The sequence below is a fragment of the Thermus sp. genome, assembly GCF_040290245.1.
Classification (GTDB): domain Bacteria; phylum Deinococcota; class Deinococci; order Deinococcales; family Thermaceae; genus Thermus_A.
Window position 1 is genome coordinate 1 of record NZ_PSMQ01000009.1, and the last position, 15,999, is coordinate 15,999.

22 protein-coding genes are annotated in these 15,999 nt (G+C 65.3%); 15 read left to right on the plus strand and 7 right to left on the minus strand.

The genetic code is table 11. From position 1 onward, the window contains the following. Positions 1-108 precede the first annotated feature (108 nt). Positions 109-867, minus strand: a complete 759-nt coding sequence (locus C4301_RS02310; RefSeq protein ID WP_352413508.1) for a PP2C family protein-serine/threonine phosphatase — start codon at positions 865-867, stop codon at positions 109-111. Positions 868-887: 20 nt separating this feature from the next. Here C4301_RS02310 and C4301_RS02315 point away from each other — a divergent pair, with 20 nt between their 5' ends. Beyond that, positions 888-2,606 carry a hypothetical protein gene (locus C4301_RS02315; protein WP_352413509.1) on the plus strand — a complete coding sequence of 573 codons (1,719 nt, stop codon included), beginning with the start codon at positions 888-890 and terminating at the stop codon, positions 2,604-2,606. A 278-nt stretch (positions 2,607-2,884) separates the two neighbouring features. Here C4301_RS02315 and thiI read toward each other — a convergent pair whose 3' ends face one another. Then, on the minus strand, positions 2,885-4,054 hold the full coding sequence (gene thiI, locus C4301_RS02320; protein ID WP_352413510.1) for a tRNA uracil 4-sulfurtransferase ThiI: 1,170 nt from the start codon (positions 4,052-4,054) through the stop codon (positions 2,885-2,887). 104 nt (positions 4,055-4,158) lie between these two features. Here thiI and C4301_RS02325 point away from each other — a divergent pair, with 104 nt between their 5' ends. Next, positions 4,159-5,367, plus strand: a complete 1,209-nt coding sequence (locus tag C4301_RS02325; protein WP_352413511.1) for an MFS transporter — start codon at positions 4,159-4,161, stop codon at positions 5,365-5,367. On the opposite strand, the gene hemB is transcribed toward C4301_RS02325, so the two are convergent. Further along, a complete protein-coding gene (gene hemB / locus C4301_RS02330) occupies positions 5,315-6,301 on the minus strand; it encodes a porphobilinogen synthase (RefSeq protein ID WP_352413512.1) in 987 nt (328 codons plus the stop codon). The two genes, C4301_RS02325 and hemB, sit on opposite strands and share 53 nt — an antisense overlap. A gap of 31 nt (positions 6,302-6,332) precedes the next feature. Here hemB and C4301_RS02335 point away from each other — a divergent pair, with 31 nt between their 5' ends. From C4301_RS02335 to C4301_RS02360, 6 genes are read left to right on the plus strand one after another with little or no spacing between them, the layout of a single operon-like run. After that, a complete protein-coding gene (locus C4301_RS02335; RefSeq protein ID WP_352413513.1) occupies positions 6,333-6,641 on the plus strand; it encodes a YbaB/EbfC family nucleoid-associated protein in 309 nt (102 codons plus the stop codon). A 4-nt stretch (positions 6,642-6,645) separates the two neighbouring features. Further along, positions 6,646-7,230: a recombination mediator RecR gene (gene recR, locus C4301_RS02340; protein WP_352413514.1), complete on the plus strand. Its 585-nt coding sequence runs from the start codon at positions 6,646-6,648 to the stop codon at positions 7,228-7,230. Further along, entirely contained in the window at positions 7,227-7,607 is a 381-nt protein-coding gene (locus C4301_RS02345) for a roadblock/LC7 domain-containing protein (protein ID WP_352413515.1), read from the plus strand. The genes recR and C4301_RS02345 overlap by 4 nt, the downstream gene beginning before the upstream one ends. Continuing rightward, on the plus strand, positions 7,577-7,909 hold the full coding sequence (locus tag C4301_RS02350) for a roadblock/LC7 domain-containing protein (RefSeq protein WP_352413516.1): 333 nt from the start codon (positions 7,577-7,579) through the stop codon (positions 7,907-7,909). Before C4301_RS02345 ends, C4301_RS02350 begins: the two co-directional genes overlap by 31 nt. A gap of 9 nt (positions 7,910-7,918) precedes the next feature. After that, positions 7,919-8,263, plus strand: a complete 345-nt coding sequence (locus tag C4301_RS02355) for a roadblock/LC7 domain-containing protein (RefSeq protein ID WP_352413517.1) — start codon at positions 7,919-7,921, stop codon at positions 8,261-8,263. Continuing rightward, a complete protein-coding gene (locus C4301_RS02360) occupies positions 8,260-8,520 on the plus strand; it encodes a DUF3467 domain-containing protein (protein ID WP_352413518.1) in 261 nt (86 codons plus the stop codon). The genes C4301_RS02355 and C4301_RS02360 overlap by 4 nt, the downstream gene beginning before the upstream one ends. A gap of 36 nt (positions 8,521-8,556) precedes the next feature. On the opposite strand, the gene C4301_RS02365 is transcribed toward C4301_RS02360, so the two are convergent. Next, positions 8,557-10,365, minus strand: a complete 1,809-nt coding sequence (locus C4301_RS02365) for an alpha/beta hydrolase family protein (protein WP_352413519.1) — start codon at positions 10,363-10,365, stop codon at positions 8,557-8,559. Positions 10,366-10,392: 27 nt separating this feature from the next. Here C4301_RS02365 and C4301_RS02370 point away from each other — a divergent pair, with 27 nt between their 5' ends. From C4301_RS02370 to C4301_RS02385, 4 genes are read left to right on the plus strand one after another with little or no spacing between them, the layout of a single operon-like run. Next, the gene (locus tag C4301_RS02370) at positions 10,393-11,118 is read left to right on the plus strand and encodes a Nif3-like dinuclear metal center hexameric protein (protein WP_352413520.1); all 726 of its coding nucleotides are present in this window, start codon (positions 10,393-10,395) and stop codon (positions 11,116-11,118) included. Then, positions 11,115-11,714, plus strand: coding sequence for a dTMP kinase (tmk, locus tag C4301_RS02375; protein WP_352413521.1), 600 nt, complete (start codon positions 11,115-11,117; stop codon positions 11,712-11,714). The genes C4301_RS02370 and tmk overlap by 4 nt, the downstream gene beginning before the upstream one ends. Next, a complete protein-coding gene (locus C4301_RS02380; protein WP_352413522.1) occupies positions 11,702-12,190 on the plus strand; it encodes a DUF192 domain-containing protein in 489 nt (162 codons plus the stop codon). The genes tmk and C4301_RS02380 overlap by 13 nt, the downstream gene beginning before the upstream one ends. Beyond that, positions 12,190-12,636 (plus strand): DUF192 domain-containing protein, encoded by a 447-nt coding sequence (locus C4301_RS02385; protein WP_352413523.1) that lies wholly within the window; start codon positions 12,190-12,192, stop codon positions 12,634-12,636. The genes C4301_RS02380 and C4301_RS02385 overlap by 1 nt, the downstream gene beginning before the upstream one ends. On the opposite strand, the gene C4301_RS02390 is transcribed toward C4301_RS02385, so the two are convergent. Continuing rightward, the gene (locus tag C4301_RS02390) at positions 12,630-12,866 is read right to left on the minus strand and encodes an FmdB family zinc ribbon protein (RefSeq protein WP_352413524.1); all 237 of its coding nucleotides are present in this window, start codon (positions 12,864-12,866) and stop codon (positions 12,630-12,632) included. The two genes, C4301_RS02385 and C4301_RS02390, sit on opposite strands and share 7 nt — an antisense overlap. A 75-nt stretch (positions 12,867-12,941) precedes the next feature. On the opposite strand from C4301_RS02390, the gene C4301_RS02395 reads away from it, so the two are divergent. Together C4301_RS02395 and C4301_RS02400 are read left to right on the plus strand one after the other, a co-directional pair. Continuing rightward, entirely contained in the window at positions 12,942-13,466 is a 525-nt protein-coding gene (locus C4301_RS02395; RefSeq protein ID WP_352413525.1) for a 5-formyltetrahydrofolate cyclo-ligase, read from the plus strand. Positions 13,467-13,726: 260 nt separating this feature from the next. Then, positions 13,727-14,329: an HAD-IA family hydrolase gene (locus tag C4301_RS02400; protein WP_352413526.1), complete on the plus strand. Its 603-nt coding sequence runs from the start codon at positions 13,727-13,729 to the stop codon at positions 14,327-14,329. A gap of 227 nt (positions 14,330-14,556) precedes the next feature. Here C4301_RS02400 and C4301_RS02405 read toward each other — a convergent pair whose 3' ends face one another. Then, complete coding sequence (locus C4301_RS02405; protein WP_352413527.1) at positions 14,557-15,084, minus strand: type I phosphoribosyltransferase; 528 nt, start codon at positions 15,082-15,084, stop codon at positions 14,557-14,559. A 10-nt stretch (positions 15,085-15,094) separates the two neighbouring features. Further along, on the minus strand, positions 15,095-15,628 hold the full coding sequence (locus tag C4301_RS02410; protein ID WP_352413528.1) for a phosphoribosyltransferase family protein: 534 nt from the start codon (positions 15,626-15,628) through the stop codon (positions 15,095-15,097). Between the two features lie 23 nt (positions 15,629-15,651). Here C4301_RS02410 and C4301_RS02415 point away from each other — a divergent pair. Continuing rightward, positions 15,652-15,999 (plus strand): bifunctional nuclease family protein (locus C4301_RS02415; protein ID WP_352413529.1); only part of this gene is annotated, 348 nt, incomplete at its 3' end.

The window sequence follows — 15,999 nt, forward strand, 5'->3', positions numbered from 1 at the left end:
CCACCCCCACCCCGGCCAGGCCCAGAAGGAGGAGGCAAAGGGGCAAAGGCCGCATCCGGACTGCCAAAACCGCAGTTAAAAGGACAAGGAAGAAGGCCAGAAGAACCGTCACGCTTCCTCCCGCACCGCCACCGCGGTGAGGTTGTCCCCCCCACCCCGCCTCAGGGCCAAGGCGGCCAGGGCCTCCAGGTCCGCCTGGAGGTCCCGCCCAAACCGCCACTCCTCCTCCGGGACCAGGGTGTAAAGCCCGTCCGTGGCCAGAAGAACCCCCTCCCCGGGCAGGAGGCGGACGGGGTAGAGGTCGGCCTTGGCCTCCTGTAGACCGATGGCCCGGGTCAGGAGGTTGCGGAAGGGGTGCCGCTCCACCTCCTGAGGGGAAAGGAGACCCATCCGGACCTGCTCCGCCACCCAGGAGTGGTCCTCGGTAATCCGCCTCACCCCGTCCGGCATGAGCCGGTAAGCCCGGCTATCCCCAATGTGGGCCACCACCCCCTCCCGGCTCCAGTCCGCGAGCAAAAAGGCGGTCAGGGTGGTTCCCATTCCCTTCCGGCCGGGCTTTTCCCCTTCCTTGAGGACCCGCCTTTGGGCCAGGGCGAAGGCCCGATCCAAAAGCTCAGCAAACCCCACCACCCGCCGGCCCTGGTTCACCTGGCCCACATAGGCCCGGACCGCCTCGGTCAGGGCCTCTATGGCCACCTTGCTCGCCCACTCCCCCGCCTCCTGCCCCCCCATCCCGTCGGCCACAGCCAGGAAAAGGAGATGGCCCATGGGCAGGCGGAAGGCCATCGCCCGGTGAAAATCCTCGTTGTTGGGACGACGGCCAAGATAGGAGACGGCGGCCACGGCGAACCGGGGAACCAGGCGCATCCCCCTTATACTACATAAGGATGAAGGGGGAAGGCGTACACCCCGAGGTTCTGGCGGATCTGGTGGACCTTTACGAGTACAAGGTGGAGGCCTTGGCCCAAGGTCTCCCCCCAAAAGGGGGAAGGGCCAGCCTCCTGAGGCTTCGCCAGACCCTCCTCTCGGTCCGGCTATCCCCGAGGCTCGCCAAACGCTTCCGCGCGGCGGACAAGCTCTTCAGAAGCCTGAGGCCAGCCGCCCCCCCTCCAGAGGCCCCCATCCCCCTCCCGGAGCTGGAGAAGGAGCCCCTGCCGGACAACGTCGACGAGCTCAGGCGGGGCTTGTCCCTAGAGGTCTGGCGCATCTGGGTGGAAAAGGAGCTCAAGGAGCGGGCCAAGGGCTTTTTAGAAGGGGGGCGCGAAGCCCTCCGCCTCCTCTACGGCTTCCTGCAGAACTTCCAGACCTACCAGAAGACCCCCGGGTTCAACCGCGACTTTGCCCTAAACCGCTTCATCCCCCAGCTGCCCATCCCCCCCCTTTATGACCCCATCGCGGAACTCGACAACCGGGAGGTGGCGGTAGGCCTGCTTTTGGAGTTTCTGGAAACCGCTTTCCACCTCACGGATCACCTGCCCCTTCCCCCCGAGGAGACCCGGACCTACTTTCGGCGGGCGTTTCGAAAACTCCTTGAAAATGAGGCCGTGTACCCCGTAGGGCCCAGGCCCGATCTGAGGGCCTTACAAAGGGCGTTGGAGGAAGGCAGAAGGCTCGGGTTGAGCGCCAAGGACCTCGAGGCCCTGGAGGGGAGGCTTAGACAAGCCGCCCAGGAGGAACGGCGCCTCAGCCTCCTCTTGGAGGAGGATAAGCGCCGCTTCTCCATGGCAGCAGAAAAGCTCCTCGCCCTCCTCAGCCTTTTGCCCACCCCTAAGGGGGAGGTTCCCTGGCCGGAGATCCCCGCCCCCGGGGAAAGAAGGCCCGGCCTCCTCACCCTTCCCCTCCGTCCAGGACGGGTGGAGCTGGATGGGCTGGAACTCACCTTGTCCAAGGTGGGGGAGGCCTGGTATCTGGGGGTTTCGGGAGAGGACCACCCCCTGGGAAACCGGATGATCCTCCCCATGGGCGACCTGGAGGTCTGGGTGGTGCGGCAGGAGGACCTCCTCCACCTCCGCCTCGAGGCCCGGGCGTCGGCCCGGCTGTATGAACTTCTGGGAGAGGGCCGGGTCCTGGCCTACCTTCTTCACCCTGGGAACGATTTCGCCTACTTAAGGCTCCTGCGGGCCCTCTCGGCCCGGCTCAAGGGGGAAAGCCTCTCGGGGTTTGGGCCGGAGCTGGCGCAGAAGTACCGCCAGGCCCCCCCCGATGCCCTCCTGGACTTCGCCCGTAAGGGGCTGGAGGTGATGACCGCCCGGCTCAAGGGCCAGGACCCCCTACCCCTTTTGGAGGGGGTGGGCCGGGCCCTGGGCTTAGAACCGGAGGCCCGGACCCTGGGGGTGGTCTTGAGGGAACACCTCCGCCGCAAAACCCCCACCCGGGAGACCCTGGGGCGGGAGGTGGGCACCCTCTCCCTGGCCGCCGAGCCCCAGACCCTGAAGCTGGGTTCGCAGGTGCTCTCGTTAAGGCCAACGGAGGAAGGGGTGTACGTAGGCATGGTCGGGGAGGTTCCCCGCCGGCTTAAGGATCTTCTGATCTATCCCCTGCCCCAGGGCCAGCTGGTTCTGGCCCGGGAAGGCGGACGGGTGGCCTACCTCTTGGTCGTCCCGTGACCTTCTCCCTCATAAAGAGCCGGCCTTCCTTCACCGACGAGACTTATGCGCACGTAGAGATTGTTCCCCACCGTGGGCACAGCGGCCTTCATGCGAATATAGCCCCTAAGAGGTCGCCCCTTCGGGGCACGTGGATGCTCTGAGCGTCTTCAACGGGGCCAGGTTGTCCTTGGTCACCCGGGAGCGTACCTTAAGGCCTTGGATCTCCTGCTTGACCTGCGCGCCCGAGAGAACAAGCCGGCGCGTCCTTGACCTGGGCCCCGGGGTACGGCGGGGTCCTATAGCCCCCCAGACCCCCCGTTGCTGTAGGCAAGGACCTCCATCCCCTCGAGGGCTTCTTGAAGGAGGGTGGGGATCTCCAAGGGGGCCTCGGCCTTCTGGACCTGGGCCAATCGGGGCCGGGTGGCGGGGTGCCTGGGCGCGAAGACCACGCAGCAGTCCTCCTCTGGACGGATGGAGACCTCGTAACTCCCCACCCGCTTGGCCAGGGCGATGATCTCCTCCTTGTCCAGCCCCACCAGGGGCCTTAGGACGGGAAGCGCACTCACCTCGTTCACCACGCGAAGGCTTTCCAAAGTCTGGCTGGCCACCTGGCCCAGGCTCTCCCCGGTAAGGAGGACCAGCACCCCCTCTCGTTCGGCTAAAAGGTTGGCAAAGCGGAGCATCATCCGGCGCAAAACCAGGGTATGGAACCGCTCCGGCACATGCCGGCCGATCTGGAGCTGAACCTTGCTGAAGGGGACGATGAACAGCCTAAAGGGGGCACCCCAGCCGGCCAGAACCTCGGCCAAGGCCTCCACCTTCCCCCGGGCGGTGGCCCAAGGCGGCGCGTCGAAGTGGAGCATATCCACGGAAAGCCCCCGCTTCATCCCCATCCAGGCGGCCACCGGGCTATCGATCCCCCCGGAGAGGAGGGCCAGGCCCCGGCCCGTGACCCCCACGGGAAGGCCACCCGGCCCCGGAATCTTTTGGGTGTAAAGGTAGGCCCCCTCGGGGCGGACCTCGAGGAACAGGGTGAACCCCGGGGCCTCGAGGTCCACCTTAAGCCCGGGAAAGCGCTCGAGGATCAGCGCCCCCAGGCGGCGGTTGAGGGCTTCCGAGGTGAGGGGGAACCGCTTCTCCGCCCGGCGGGCCTGGACGCGAAAACTCCGTTCACCCCGGGCCACCTCCTCCTGGGCCAAGCGAAGGGTGGCCTCCTCGATGGCGGCCATCTCCAGGGGAACCTTTAGGGCGGGGCTATAGGAGACCACCCCAAAGACCCGGGAAAGGGCCCGATGGACCTCAAGGAGGTCCGGGGCCTCGGCAAAGAACCGCCCCACCCCCCGGCGCACCCTTCCGCCCCAGGGGGCTAGGGCCTGCCTCAGCCTCGCTTCCAGGGCCTTCTCAAAATGGGCCCGGTTCTTCCCTTTTAAGGCGATTTCGCCGTAGCGGATGAGAAAGACCCCCAAAACCCACCTCCAACCCCCCAATTGTAGCACGGAACACGCTTTTTTGGACCCCTTGACCGCTTTCCTGCCCAAACCGGGTATACTCCTGGAGAACCGGAGGTGATATGGAAGCCCTACGTTCACCCGGGTTCTTTCGCTTATTTCTGGCCTACTTGGTCTCCCAGGCCGGAAGCAAGGTCCACCGGGTCGCCCTCTTGGTTTTGGTCTATCTCCTCACGGAAAACGCCCTCTGGGTCTCCCTGACCCTGGGCGCACAGCTCGTGGGAACGGTGGTCTTCTCCCCCCTGCTTTCCGCCTGGGCCGACACCCAGGACCGAAAGGCCCTCCTGGTCTGGTCAGATCTCTTAAGGGCCCCGCTGGTGGCCCTCATCCCCCTCCTGGGGGCAAAAAGCCTGCCCTTCCTCCTCCTTCTGGTCTTCCTCCTCGAGCTCCTTCGCAGCCTGCACGACCCCATCCAGAACGCGGTGGTGCCGGATCTGGTGGAGGAGAAGCACGTGGACAGCGCAAACGGTCTTGTCATGTTCGCGGAACGGCTCTCCGAAGTCGCCTTCGTGGGGCTCGCGGGGGCGCTGGTGGCCTGGGTAGGGCCCGCCTACGCCTTCTACCTGGATGCGGCCACCTACCTCGCCTCGGGGTTCATCCTGCTGGGCCTACCCCCGCTCCGGCCCGACCGGAAGGCCCAGGGGGTGCCCTACTGGAAGCGGATCAAGGAGGGGATCGGGCATCTGGTGGGCCACCCGGCGGTGCGGCGCACCGTAGGGGCACTCTTTACCGCCGCCGCCTTTGGCTCGGTGGAGACGGCTTTAGGGGTGGTCCTGGCCCTGAAGTGGCTGAGGGTGGGTTCAGCCGGCTTCGGCCTGATGGAGGCCAGCCTGGCCTTAGGCGCCATCTTGGGCACCCTCCTCGTCCCCCAGCTCACGCAAAGGCTTCCCCGGGAGCGGCTTTTCCTCTACGGCCTCATCGTCTACGGCCTCTTTGAGGCCTCCATCGGAGCCCTTCCGGTCTTCGCCTGGGTCCTTTTGGCTTTGTTCCTCTCTGGGATCGCCAACATGGCCTTTATCGTCCCCGCCCGGTCCATCCTCCAGCTCAACACGCCCCCGGAGATGCGCGGCCGGATCTTCGCCGCTTTCAGCGCGGTGATGAACGCCGCCGTCCTCATCGGCACCATGCTGGGAGGAAGCCTGGAGAGGAGCCTGGGGGCTCCTTTGCTCTTCCTCCTCGCGGGGCTGATGGTGAGCCTGGTGGCCGCCCTCACCCTTCTTACCGGTGGGATTCCCGCAGCCACCCGCTCGCCTGAGGGGCGTAGTACGTGAGGATGACCTGGGCCCCAGCCCGCCTCAAGGCGTACAAGGACTCCAAGACCGCCCGCCTTTCATCCAGATACCCCGCCAAGGCCGCAGCCTTCAGCATGGCGTACTCCCCCGAGACCTGGTAGGCGGCCAGGGGTTTGGTAAACCGCCGCTTGAGCTCGGCCAAAACGTCTAGGTAGGGCAGGCCGGGCTTGACCATAAGGAGGTCGGCCCCCTCGAGATCGTCCAGGTGGGCCTCTTGCAAGGCGTCCCAGAGCCCCCCCTTCGGGTCCATCTGGTACCCCGCCCGGTCGCCGAACCTGGGGGCGGAGGCGGCCGCCTCCCGGAAGGGGCCGTAAAAGCTCGAGGCGTACTTCACCGCATAGGAAAGGATGGGCACCTGGCCAAACCCCCCCTTGTCCAACGCCTCCCGGATGGCCCGCACCTGCCCGTCCATCATGGCGCTTGGGGCCACGAGGTCCGCCCCCGCCTCCGCCTGGGAAAGGGCGGTCTTGGCCAAGAGGGCCAGACTTTCCTCGTTGTCCACATAAACCCCGAGCCGACCCTCCCGGACTACCCCGCAGTGCCCGTGGTCCGTGTACTCGCAAAGACAGGTGTCCGCGATCACCAGCAGCTCCGGATGGTGCCGCTTCAAAATCCGGATGGCCCTCTGCACGATCCCTTCCGGGTGGTAAGCCCCCTGGCCCAGGGGGTCCTTCTCAGAATCCGGAAGGACGCCGAACAAGATTACCCCTCCCAGCCCGGCCTTAAGGGCCTCCTCCCCCAGGGCGGGGAGGTCCTTCAAGGGGTGGCGGAAGACCCCGGGCATGGAGGGGATCTCCTCCTTCTCCCCACCCTCCTTGACGAACAAGGGCCAGACCAGGTGGCGGGACGAGAGCTCCACCTCCGCCACCAGCCGCCGTACGCCCTCCGAGAACCGAAGCCGCCTTGGACCCATATCCCCACTATAATGGCGAAGGAGGAGTGGGATGAACATCCAGAGGCTCTTGAAGGAGGCGCAAAAGGCGCAGAAGAAGGCGGCGGAGGTCCAAGAGCGCCTGGAAAAAACCGTGGTCACAGGCTCGGCCCAGGGCCTGGTGGAGGTGGACGCCAACGGGCACGGCCGAATCCTGGCGGTCCGGCTTAGGCCCGAGGCCTTGCAGGAGGACCTCGAGGGCCTAGAGGACCTGATCCTGGTGGCCATCCAGGACGCCCAGAAGAAGGCCCATGAGCTTTCGGAGAAGGAGATGAGCCGGGAGCTCGGCAGCGTAGGCCAGATGCTGGGGGGGCTGCTCTAGGCGCATGCGGTACCCAGAACCCCTCTTAAAGCTCATCCGAGCCCTCTCCGGCCTTCCCGGCCTGGGCCCCAAGTCCGCCCAGAGGCTGGCCCTCCACCTCGTCTTCCACCCCGAAGCCCAAAAGGCCCTTAAGGAAGCGCTTTTAGGGGCGGGGGGCCTTTCGGTCTGTCCCGCCTGCGGCAACCTCTCTGAAGGGGGGCTTTGCGCCATCTGCCAGGACGAGGGCCGGGATCGTCGTCTGCTCTGCGTGGTGGAGTCGGTCCAGGACCTTTACGCCCTGGAGAAAAGCGGGGAGTACCAGGGGCTTTACCACGTCCTGGGGGGCACCTTGAACCCCCTGGAGGGGGTGGGGCCAAGGGAGCTTGGCCTCGAGGGCCTCTTCGCCCGGCTGGAAGGGGTGGAGGAGGTCATTCTAGCCACCGGGATGACCGTGGAGGGGGAGGCCACCGCCCTTTACCTGGCGGAAGAGCTCAAAAAGCGGGGCGTGCGGGCGAGCCGCCTGGCCTACGGCCTTCCCATGGGCGGAAGCCTGGAGTACGTGGACGAGGTGACCTTAGGCCGGGCCCTGGAAGGACGGAGGCCGGTATGAGGGAGGCCTTGGTGGCGCTTCTGGACCGGGTGGATGGGGGGATCGCCGCAGCCCTTGCGGACATGGACGGCCTTCTGATAGAGGGGTTCAGTAAAAAGCGGCTGGACCTGGAGGCAGCCGCGGCCGAACACGCAGCGCTTTTGAGCCAAGCCCGGGCCGCCTATGCCAAAAGCCTGGGGAGCCCTCGGCTGGAAGAGCTTCTGGTCTCGGGCCAGGGTGTGGTAGGCTACGCTCGGGTGTACTCGGAAACTTTCTTCCTCCTTCTCCTCCTCGCCCCGGGCGGGAACCTTGGACAGGCCCGGCTCCAGGCGGGCCGTCTTCTCCAGACCCTTCAATCGGAGGCGGTATGGCGTACCTCGAGGCCCTCAAGACCCTAGGCGTAGAACAGGCGGTCCTCACAGGCCTGGACGGGCTGGTGATCGAGAGCGCAAGCAGGGGGAGCCCCTACCCCGAGCTCCTGGCCGCAGAGCTCGCCACCTTGCTCAGGCAGATGGCCCCCTTGGCGGAAACCCTCTCCGGGGAGGTCCGCCGTTTCAGCCTGGCCACGGACGCCCGGGAGATCCTGGCCGTGCGGGTCAAGGACTACCTCCTGGCCGCGGTCGTCACCCGCGGGGTAGACCGGAAGGCTGTGGGCAACGAGCTTTCTCGGATCGCCCTGAGGCTTTCGGAGGAGCTTTAGGAGGTGAAGGTGGAGGAGATCCTCAAAGCGTTAAAAGAGGTCCGGGGGGTGCAGGCGGTCGCCCTCCTCACCGAGGACGGGTTTGTGGTGGAAAGCCTTTTGGACGAGGGGGCACCCCCTCTGGACCACCTGGGGGCCGCCTCAGCCACGGCTTTGGCCACCGCCCGGGGGCTTTCCCAGGAGCTCAACCGGGGGGAGGTGGAGGAGGTCATGGTAGAGTACCCAAACGGGGTGCTCCTCCTGGTCCCCCTGACGGGCCACCAGCTCATCCTCTACCTGGACTCGGTGGCCAGCCTAGGCCGGACCCGTCTGGAGCTCAAAAAAGCCCTACCTCGGCTTAAGGAGGCCCTATGAACGAGCTGAAGATCGATATCGACAAGGACACGGCCATGGGCCGGTACTCCAACCTGGCCCTTTTCTCCCATACCAAAAACGAGTTCGTCCTGGACTTCGCCCTTTTGCAACCCCAAGGGGGGGCCTTGGTGGTCAGCCGGGTAATCACCAGCCCCCAGCACGCCAAGGCCATCCTTCGCAGCCTGGCTGAAAATGTGGCCCGCTACGAAGAGGCCTTCGGCCCCATCCCCGAACCTGTGGCGGAAAACCAGGCCTAAAGGGCCAATCGCTTTAGACCCCCTGTAGCGCTCCCCCTACAGGTGGGTCTTCCACCAGTCCAGATACGCCTGGAGCCGGGCCACGCGCCGGTCCGGCCGGCCCGAGCGGGAAAGCTCGTGCCCTTCTTCGGGGACGCGGAAGAAGCGGGTCTTGACCCCCAGGTGCCAAAGCGCGGTGTACCAGGTCTCCCCCTGGTCTATGGGGCAACGGTGGTCCTCCTCGGAGTGGACCACCAAGGTGGGGGTGCGCACCCGATGGACCAGGCGCAGGGGGCTTTTGTCCCAAAGCACCTCGGGCCGCTCCCAGGGGTTGGCAAAGAGCTCGAGGTGGGTGAAGCGGGGGCCGATGTCGCTGGAGCCGAAAAAGCTGTACCAGTTGGAGATGCTCCGGTCCGTCACCGCCGCCTTGAAGCGCTCAGGATGCCGGGCGGTGAGCCAGTTGACCATATACCCCCCGTAACTCCCCCCGGCCACCCCCACCCGGGCCGGATCAAAGGGGAACCGCTCAAGGACGTGGTCCAAGAACCCCAAAAGGTCCCGTTCGTCCGCCTCACCCCAGTCTTTTAAAAGGGCGTAGGCCTGGCCATACCCGGTGGAGCCCCGGGGGTTGCAGAAGGCCACCCCGTACCCCGCCCGCAGAAAGAGGTACAGCTCCAACATCATCGCCCGGCCAAAGGCGGTGTGGGGGCCCCCATGGATGTAGAGGATGAGGGGATGGGGCCCCTCGCCCTCCGGCACCAGAACATGCCCCGGCACCCTGTGCCCCTCCGGGCTTTCCCACTCGGTAAGGATGGGCTCGGGAAGGGCCGGGAACAGGCCCTCATTGGGGTCAAAGAAAACCCCCGGCCCCTCCAGGGCCACCCCTCGGCAAAACCCCTCCGTCAGGAGGAAGAGGCCCTTTCCGAAAGCAAAGGCCACCACCGTGCCCCCGGCCACCCTTTCCTCCTTACCCGGGGTGAAGCGGTACAAGGGCGCCTCCCCCCGCTCGGTGCGCACCGCGTAGACCGCCCCGTCCGGTCCGATCCGGGGGCCTTGCCGGTAGCCCCCATAGCGGAGGTCGGAGTTCAAGGAGTTCTGAAAGGACCCCTCGGCCAACACCCGGGGGCTTCCCCCATAGGGTAGGAAGTAGAGCCGGGCCTCCGTACCCCCCCCGTGCTCAAAGGCGTGGGCGAGGAAGACCAGACCCTCCTCCCCTGCGTCCAGGCCATAGATGGGCCCCTTCCCGCCCCAGACGGGCACCAGACGCCCCTCCCCCTCGAGGCGGTAGAGGGTGTCCCGCCCGGCGGCCTGGGCCCCCGGGTCCTCCGCAGCCACCAGATAAAGGCCGTCCTTACCGAAGACCATCTCCTTGATGGGGGGATACCGCCTCAAAAGGGGCTCGCCCTCACCCAGCTGGAAAAGCCCCACAGGCCTTTCCGAAAGCCGCCCCCGCCCGTCAAACTTAAAGGGCCAGGCCTCGTAGAGCTGGGGCTGGTCCTTGGCCGTCTTGTCCTCACGGGCCAGGAGGTACACCTCGCCCTTGGAAGAAAGGGCGTAGTCCAAAACCCCCCCGGGAAACTCGGTCAGCCGCTCCGCCTCTCCGCCCCTTTGGTCTAGCCGGAAAAGCTGAGGCGGCTCCCCCGGGGCCGAGGAACGCAAAAAGTAGATGTAGGGCTCAGCGTACCTGGGCCTCCTCGCCTCCTCCTGGGTCAGAAACCGCACCCCCCCCTCCCACAACGCAAGCCGGGAACGGTACCGCGGAGGGGTCCCCTCCTGGATCTCCGTGAGGACGAAAAGGGGATGGCCCCCGGGGCCCTCCGTCAGGTCGGATAAAAACCGGAGCTTAAAAAGGATCTCGGCTTCCACAAGGCCACTATACCGTAGGCTAAGGGTGTGGAACGGGACGAACTGGTGGCCTATCTGGACGAATACTTAAGGATCCATGCCTTCAAGGATGTCTCCCTCAACGGGCTTCAGGTGGAGGGAAACGCCCGGGTTCACAAAATCGGCGCAGCGGTGGACGCTGCCCTACAGGTCTTCGAGTCCGCGAAGGAGGAGGGGGTGGACTTCCTCCTTGTCCACCACGGCCTGTTCTGGGGAGAGGTCTTCCCCATCCGGGGGCACCACAAAAGGCGGCTGGAGCACCTCCTTCAACACGGCATCAACCTCTACGCTGCCCATCTTCCCTTGGATGCCCATCCGGAGGTGGGGAACAATCCCCAGATCGCCAAGGCCCTGGGGGTGGTGGATCTGGAAGCCTACGAGGTGGGGGTAAAAGGCCGCTTCCCCACCCCCACCCCCCTCGCCGAGATCGCCGACCGGCTGGGTCAGCTCACAGGGATGCAGTGCCTGGTCCACCAGGGGGGGCCAGAACTCGTCCAAACGGTGACCATCGTCTCGGGCGGGGCGGCCAGCCTCGTCTCCAAGGTGGAGACCGATCTCTTCATCACCGGAGAACCCAAGCACTCCGCCTTTCACGAGGCCTTTGAGCGGCGGCTCAACGTCATCTACGCGGGCCATTACGACACCGAGGTCTTCGGGGTGAAGGCCCTGGCCGCTCACCTTTCCGAGCGCTTCGGCCTCCCTTGGGTGTTTCTAGACCACCCCACGGGGCTTTGATGGGCCATTTCCTCACCTTTGAAGGGCCGGAAGGCGCGGGCAAGACCACCCAGGCCCGCCTTCTGGCCGACTGGCTTATTTCCCAGGGCCAGGAGGTCTTCCTCACCCGGGAACCGGGCGGGGGGCTTCCCTGGTTAAGGGGGGCGCTCCTCCAAACCCCTCACCCCCTTTCCCCCGAGTCCGAGTATTTGCTTTTCAGCGCGGACCGGGCGGAACACACCCTAAAGATCCAGGAAGCCCTTCGAAGGGGGGCCTGGGTGATCTCGGACCGGTATCTGGACTCCTCCTTGGCCTACCAGGGCTTCGGGCGGGGGCTGGACCTGGCCTGGATGCTTCAGGTGGCGGAAAAGGCCGCCCCCCTGAAACCCCGGCTCACCTTCCTTCTGGACCTCCCCCCAGAAGAGGGGTTAAGAAGGGCAAGGGAGAAAAACCGGTTCGAGGGTTTGGATCTTTCCTTCCACGCCCGGGTCCGGGAAGGGTACTTGGAACTTGCCAGGAAGGAACCCCACCGCTTCATCGTTTTGGACGCTACCAAGCCCCTCGAGTTCATCCAGGAGGAGATCCGGCGTGCGATAATGCCCCTATGCGGCTTTTAGCCTACCTGGTGCTCCTTAAGGTGTCCCTGGCGGGAGCACTGTGGGGTTCGCTATACAAGGCAGCCCTAGCCGAAGGCCTGGGCTTCCCCAGGAGCACTCTTTATGTGGAGTACGGCCGCCGCCATACCCTTGAAGTGGAGGTGGCGGACACCCCTGAGCGGCAGGCCCAGGGGCTGATGTTCCGGACCCAACTGGGGGAGGACGAGGGGATGGTCTTCCTTTTCCCCGTCCCCACCGCCGGGGGATTCTGGATGAAAAACACGCGTATACCCCTTTCCATTGCCTTCTTCGACCGGAAGGGGACCATTTTGCGCATCCTGGACATGGCGCCTTGTAAAAAGGACCCTTGCCCGGTCTACTACCCGGGGGTCCTGTACCAAGGGGCGCTGGAGGTCAACCAGGGCTGGTTCGCCCGCCGGGGCATCCGGGAAGGGGCGCGGGTGGGAGGGGCCGCCCTTTCCCTGTGGCCCAAGTGATGTTCCGTCTGGTCAGCCTGGCCCTCCTCCTCTTCCTCTTCATCCTCTCCTTCCTCGGGTATCTTCTCACAGGGCTCCGGCTGCGGGAGCCCCTGCCCCCTAAGGACGCCGTGGTTCAGACCGCCCACAAGAACCTCCCCCTCAAGGTCCGCCTGGCGCGGACCCCCGGGGAGTGGGCTTTAGGCCTCGGCCTGCGCAACCCCACCGGGTACGAAGGCCTCCTCTACCTCTTCCCCGAGGTCACGGACCGCCCTTTCTCCACGGAGGGGTATCGGTTCGGCGTGAGCCTGGCCCTTCTGGACCGGGAAGGGCGGATCCTGGAGATCGTGGACCTCGAGCCCGGAAGGATCTACGCCCCCACCACCGCCTACCGGGGGATCCTCGAGCTGCCCATGGGCTGGTTCAAGACCCACGGAATCCGGCCCGGGGACCGGGTCTATTACTGAGCCGACTCCTCCTTCTTTGGGTCCTCCTTGCTCTCCTTGTTCTCGCCGGAGGATTTGGCGTAGTCCTTCACGTGCCAGCCAGAGCCCTTAAAGACGATGGCCGGGGGCGTGATTACCCGCTTCAGGGGCTCCCCGGTCTCGGGGTGGGCCCTCAGAGGCTCATCGTGGAAGCCCTGCTCAAACTCGTAGTATTGGCCCGTCGTCAACCCCTTGTAGACGTACACTGGCATGCCCATCCCTCCTACGAGGGGATTTTGACACTTAAACCTATTGAGTGTCAAGACGGGGGCGGTTAAGGTGGAGCCGTGAAGGCAAGGCTCCGCGCCCGAGCCAAGGCGCTCAGGAAGGGGCTGGATCTGATGGCCCTCTCCCAAGAGGCTGCGAGGCATCTGGCCCGTTTTCTCCAAGAACAAGGGGTCCAGCACATCCTTCTCTACCACCCCCTGCCGCACGAGCTGGACCCCCGGCCCGTGGTGGGGCTCTACCCCGCTCGATACTACCTTCCCAAGGTCTCGGGGGAGAGCCTCTCCGTCCACCCCTGGGAAGGCCCCTTGGTCCCAGGTCCTTTTGGCCTTTGGGAGCCCGGTTCACCGGCGGTAGACCCAGGGGTTTTGGACGCGGTCGTGGTCCCCGGCCTGGCCTTTGACCGGCAAGGAAGACGGCTTGGCCATGGGAAGGGCTTCTATGACCGGTTTTTAAAAGGCCTGTCCCCTCGAGTCCTCACGGTGGGCCTGGTCCCCAAGTTGCTTGTCCTGGAGGAACTTCCCGAGGAGCCGTGGGACGTGCGGGTCCGGTGCCTGGCTACGGAAGAGGGGATCTGGTGCCCTTGATCCCCGGGGACACCTTCTCGGGAAAGTCCGAGGCCTCTCGGTTCTAACAAAACGGGATTGGCCGGCCCCAGCCCTGGTCACCCCAGGGAGACCTTTCAGGCTGGTCCAGGGGTTGCCCCGTCGGATCACCGGGCAGAACCCCCCGTTCCCTACCTCCCATGTTCGCCAAAGGCGGGCATGGGGGTTCATGTATCCCCAGCCTTGGAAATGGAAAGGTCATATAGCCCCCCTTGGTTACAAATCCGGCCTATACTTGGTCCATGCTCCGGGGTGCGCTTCTGGACCGGGACGGGGTCCTTCTCCTTCCAGACGAGGACGCCCTCTACCAAGCCGCTCTAGAGTTCTCCGTCCACGGCGCAGGCTTAGACCGGGGCCTAAACGCCCTGGTACGGGCCCGGCGGGAGGCCTTGGAAGCGGTGCGGCTTCTTAAGGTCCGAAGCCTCGAGGAAGAACGCGCTTTTTGGATTGCCCAGGCCCAAAGGCTGGTGAAGGGGTTGCGGCTTCCTTTTAGCCCTGAGGAAGTGGTCTCCACCTGGCCCTACTACCGCTTTCTCAAACCGGCCCCCAAGGCTTTGGACCTCCTCAAAACCCTGAAGGGCCGCGGGCTCCGGCTGGGGGTTCTCTCCAACACCCTGCCTAGCCTCCAAGAAAGCCTGGCCTACTACGGCCTGGCGGACCATATCGATGGATTCTTCAGTTCTTGCGTTTTGGGGGTGGCTAAACCCCACCCCCAGGCCTTCCTAAAAGCCCTCGAGGCAATGGGCCTTCATCCGGAGGAGACCCTCTATCTGGACGACGATCCGGAAAACGTCCAGGCAGCCCTGGAGCTGGGCCTGGTGGCCCAGGTGTACGCCCTTCCTTGAAACCCCCACCCCAAGCCCGGGGTAGGGCTTCAGGGCAGCTTGAAGCGGAGAAGGGTGCCGTCCTTGGCGGTCAAGAGCACCCCCCTGGACAGCCAGCCCGCGATCGGATTCGGAAAGGACAGCCACCAAGGTCTTGGCCACTGGGTTCACGCCCGTGCCGCCCTAGGCTTCCAGGCCGGAATCCACTTATCCCAGGGGCCGAAGGCCAAGTCCACCAGATAAATCGCCTAGAGCACCGGAAGCTCCGCCAGGGTGACCACCTCTATGCTGGGGCTCCCCTGCCGGAAAGCGGCCAGCCGGGCCACCACATGCCCCCCGGCCCGCTGGACCACCCGCTCCATGGCCTTCATGGTCTCACCGCTCGCCACCACATCGGAGACTAAAGCAACCCTTTGGTTGAGCAGCTTCTCGGCGAACCGCCGATCCAGCCAAAGCACCTCCCCCACCCCGAGGGTCAGGGTGCTCACCTCCTGGATAATGGGGTCCTCCATATAGGGCCGCCGCCGTTTCCTTGCGACCACATAAGGCAGGCCCAGGATCTCCGCCATCACGTGGGTAAGGGGGATGGGGCTGGTCTCGGTGGTGAAGAGGGCCTCCGTCCCCTTGGGCACGTGGGGTAGAAGGGCCTCGGCCGCTGCGCGGACGAACTCGGGGTCTCCCAGGAACTCCACCAGGGGAATCCTCCGCCCGGGTAGGGGTTCCACCAAGGGGACATGCCGGGTGATGCGGCCGATGGTGATGGGATAGGTCTCCATACACGCCTCCTTACGGCTGGAAAAGGGGAAGGTGGCCCAGGGCAATCACGTCCTGGCGGGGCGTGCCCTCGGTAAAGACCGCGAGCACGGCCACCACCTCTCCCCCCACGTCCTCGATGAGTTCCCGCAGGCCCTTTAAGGTGCTCCCCGTGGAGACCACATCGTCCACGATGGCCACTTTACGGCCCTTGATGATCGGTACATCCGCCCCGTCCAGGACTAAAAGCTGGGGCTTACCCGTGGTGATGGAAAGCACCTCGCGGCTCACGGGGTTGATCATATAGGGCTTCTCCGTCTTCCGAGCCACCACATAGGGGATGCCCGTGATCCGGGAAAGGGCGTGGGCCAAAGGAACGGCCTTCACCTCCGGGGTCACCAAAACCTCCACCCCGGGGGGAAGCTTCTCGGCCAGGGCCTCCGCCGCCGCTTCGGTGAGCTCGGTGTCGCCCAGGAGGTTGAGAAGGGCCACCGCCACGTTCGGCCCCACCTGGACGATGGGCAGCTCTCTCCTCACGCCCGCGATCTCCACAGGGTACGTTCTCACGCCCACCAGTCTATACTGGGGCTATGCTGGCTGCAAAGATCGAAACCCTGGGGGTGGACCCCCATAACGGAAGCGTGGTGGTCCTTCTAAGAGCAGCCAACGACAAGCTTCTACCCATCGTCATCGGCCCCCTCGAGGCCCACCACATCATGGTCGCCCTCCAGGGGGAAAAGCCCCCTAGGCCCCTGACCCCGGACCTCCTCCTTTCTGTAATGGAAATGCTCCAGGGAAAGCTCAAAAGGGTGGAGATTGTGGACCTTAGAGATGGCACCTTTTATGCCCGCCTCATCCTGGAGCACCGGGGGATAGAGCTCGAGGTGGATGCCCGCCCCTCCGACGCCATGGCCCTGGCCCTGAGGGCAGGGACCCCC

Bases quoted from the DNA above. Each gene is read 5' to 3' on its own strand.
- C4301_RS02310 (WP_352413508.1), bottom strand. From the start codon at position 867: ATGCGCCTGGTTCCCCGGTTCGCCGTGGCCGCCGTCTCCTATCTTGGC.
- C4301_RS02315 (WP_352413509.1), top strand. From the start codon at position 888: ATGAAGGGGGAAGGCGTACACCCCGAGGTTCTGGCGGATCTGGTGGAC.
- C4301_RS02325 (WP_352413511.1), top strand. From the start codon at position 4,159: ATGGAAGCCCTACGTTCACCCGGGTTCTTTCGCTTATTTCTGGCCTAC.
- hemB (WP_352413512.1), bottom strand. From the start codon at position 6,301: ATGGGTCCAAGGCGGCTTCGGTTCTCGGAGGGCGTACGGCGGCTGGTG.
- C4301_RS02335 (WP_352413513.1), top strand. From the start codon at position 6,333: ATGAACATCCAGAGGCTCTTGAAGGAGGCGCAAAAGGCGCAGAAGAAG.
- recR (WP_352413514.1), top strand. From the start codon at position 6,646: ATGCGGTACCCAGAACCCCTCTTAAAGCTCATCCGAGCCCTCTCCGGC.
- C4301_RS02345 (WP_352413515.1), top strand. From the start codon at position 7,227: ATGAGGGAGGCCTTGGTGGCGCTTCTGGACCGGGTGGATGGGGGGATC.
- C4301_RS02350 (WP_352413516.1), top strand. From the start codon at position 7,577: ATGGCGTACCTCGAGGCCCTCAAGACCCTAGGCGTAGAACAGGCGGTC.
- C4301_RS02360 (WP_352413518.1), top strand. From the start codon at position 8,260: ATGAACGAGCTGAAGATCGATATCGACAAGGACACGGCCATGGGCCGG.
- C4301_RS02380 (WP_352413522.1), top strand. From the start codon at position 11,702: ATGCGGCTTTTAGCCTACCTGGTGCTCCTTAAGGTGTCCCTGGCGGGA.
- C4301_RS02385 (WP_352413523.1), top strand. From the start codon at position 12,190: ATGTTCCGTCTGGTCAGCCTGGCCCTCCTCCTCTTCCTCTTCATCCTC.
- C4301_RS02390 (WP_352413524.1), bottom strand. From the start codon at position 12,866: ATGCCAGTGTACGTCTACAAGGGGTTGACGACGGGCCAATACTACGAG.
- C4301_RS02400 (WP_352413526.1), top strand. From the start codon at position 13,727: ATGCTCCGGGGTGCGCTTCTGGACCGGGACGGGGTCCTTCTCCTTCCA.
- C4301_RS02405 (WP_352413527.1), bottom strand. From the start codon at position 15,084: ATGGAGACCTATCCCATCACCATCGGCCGCATCACCCGGCATGTCCCC.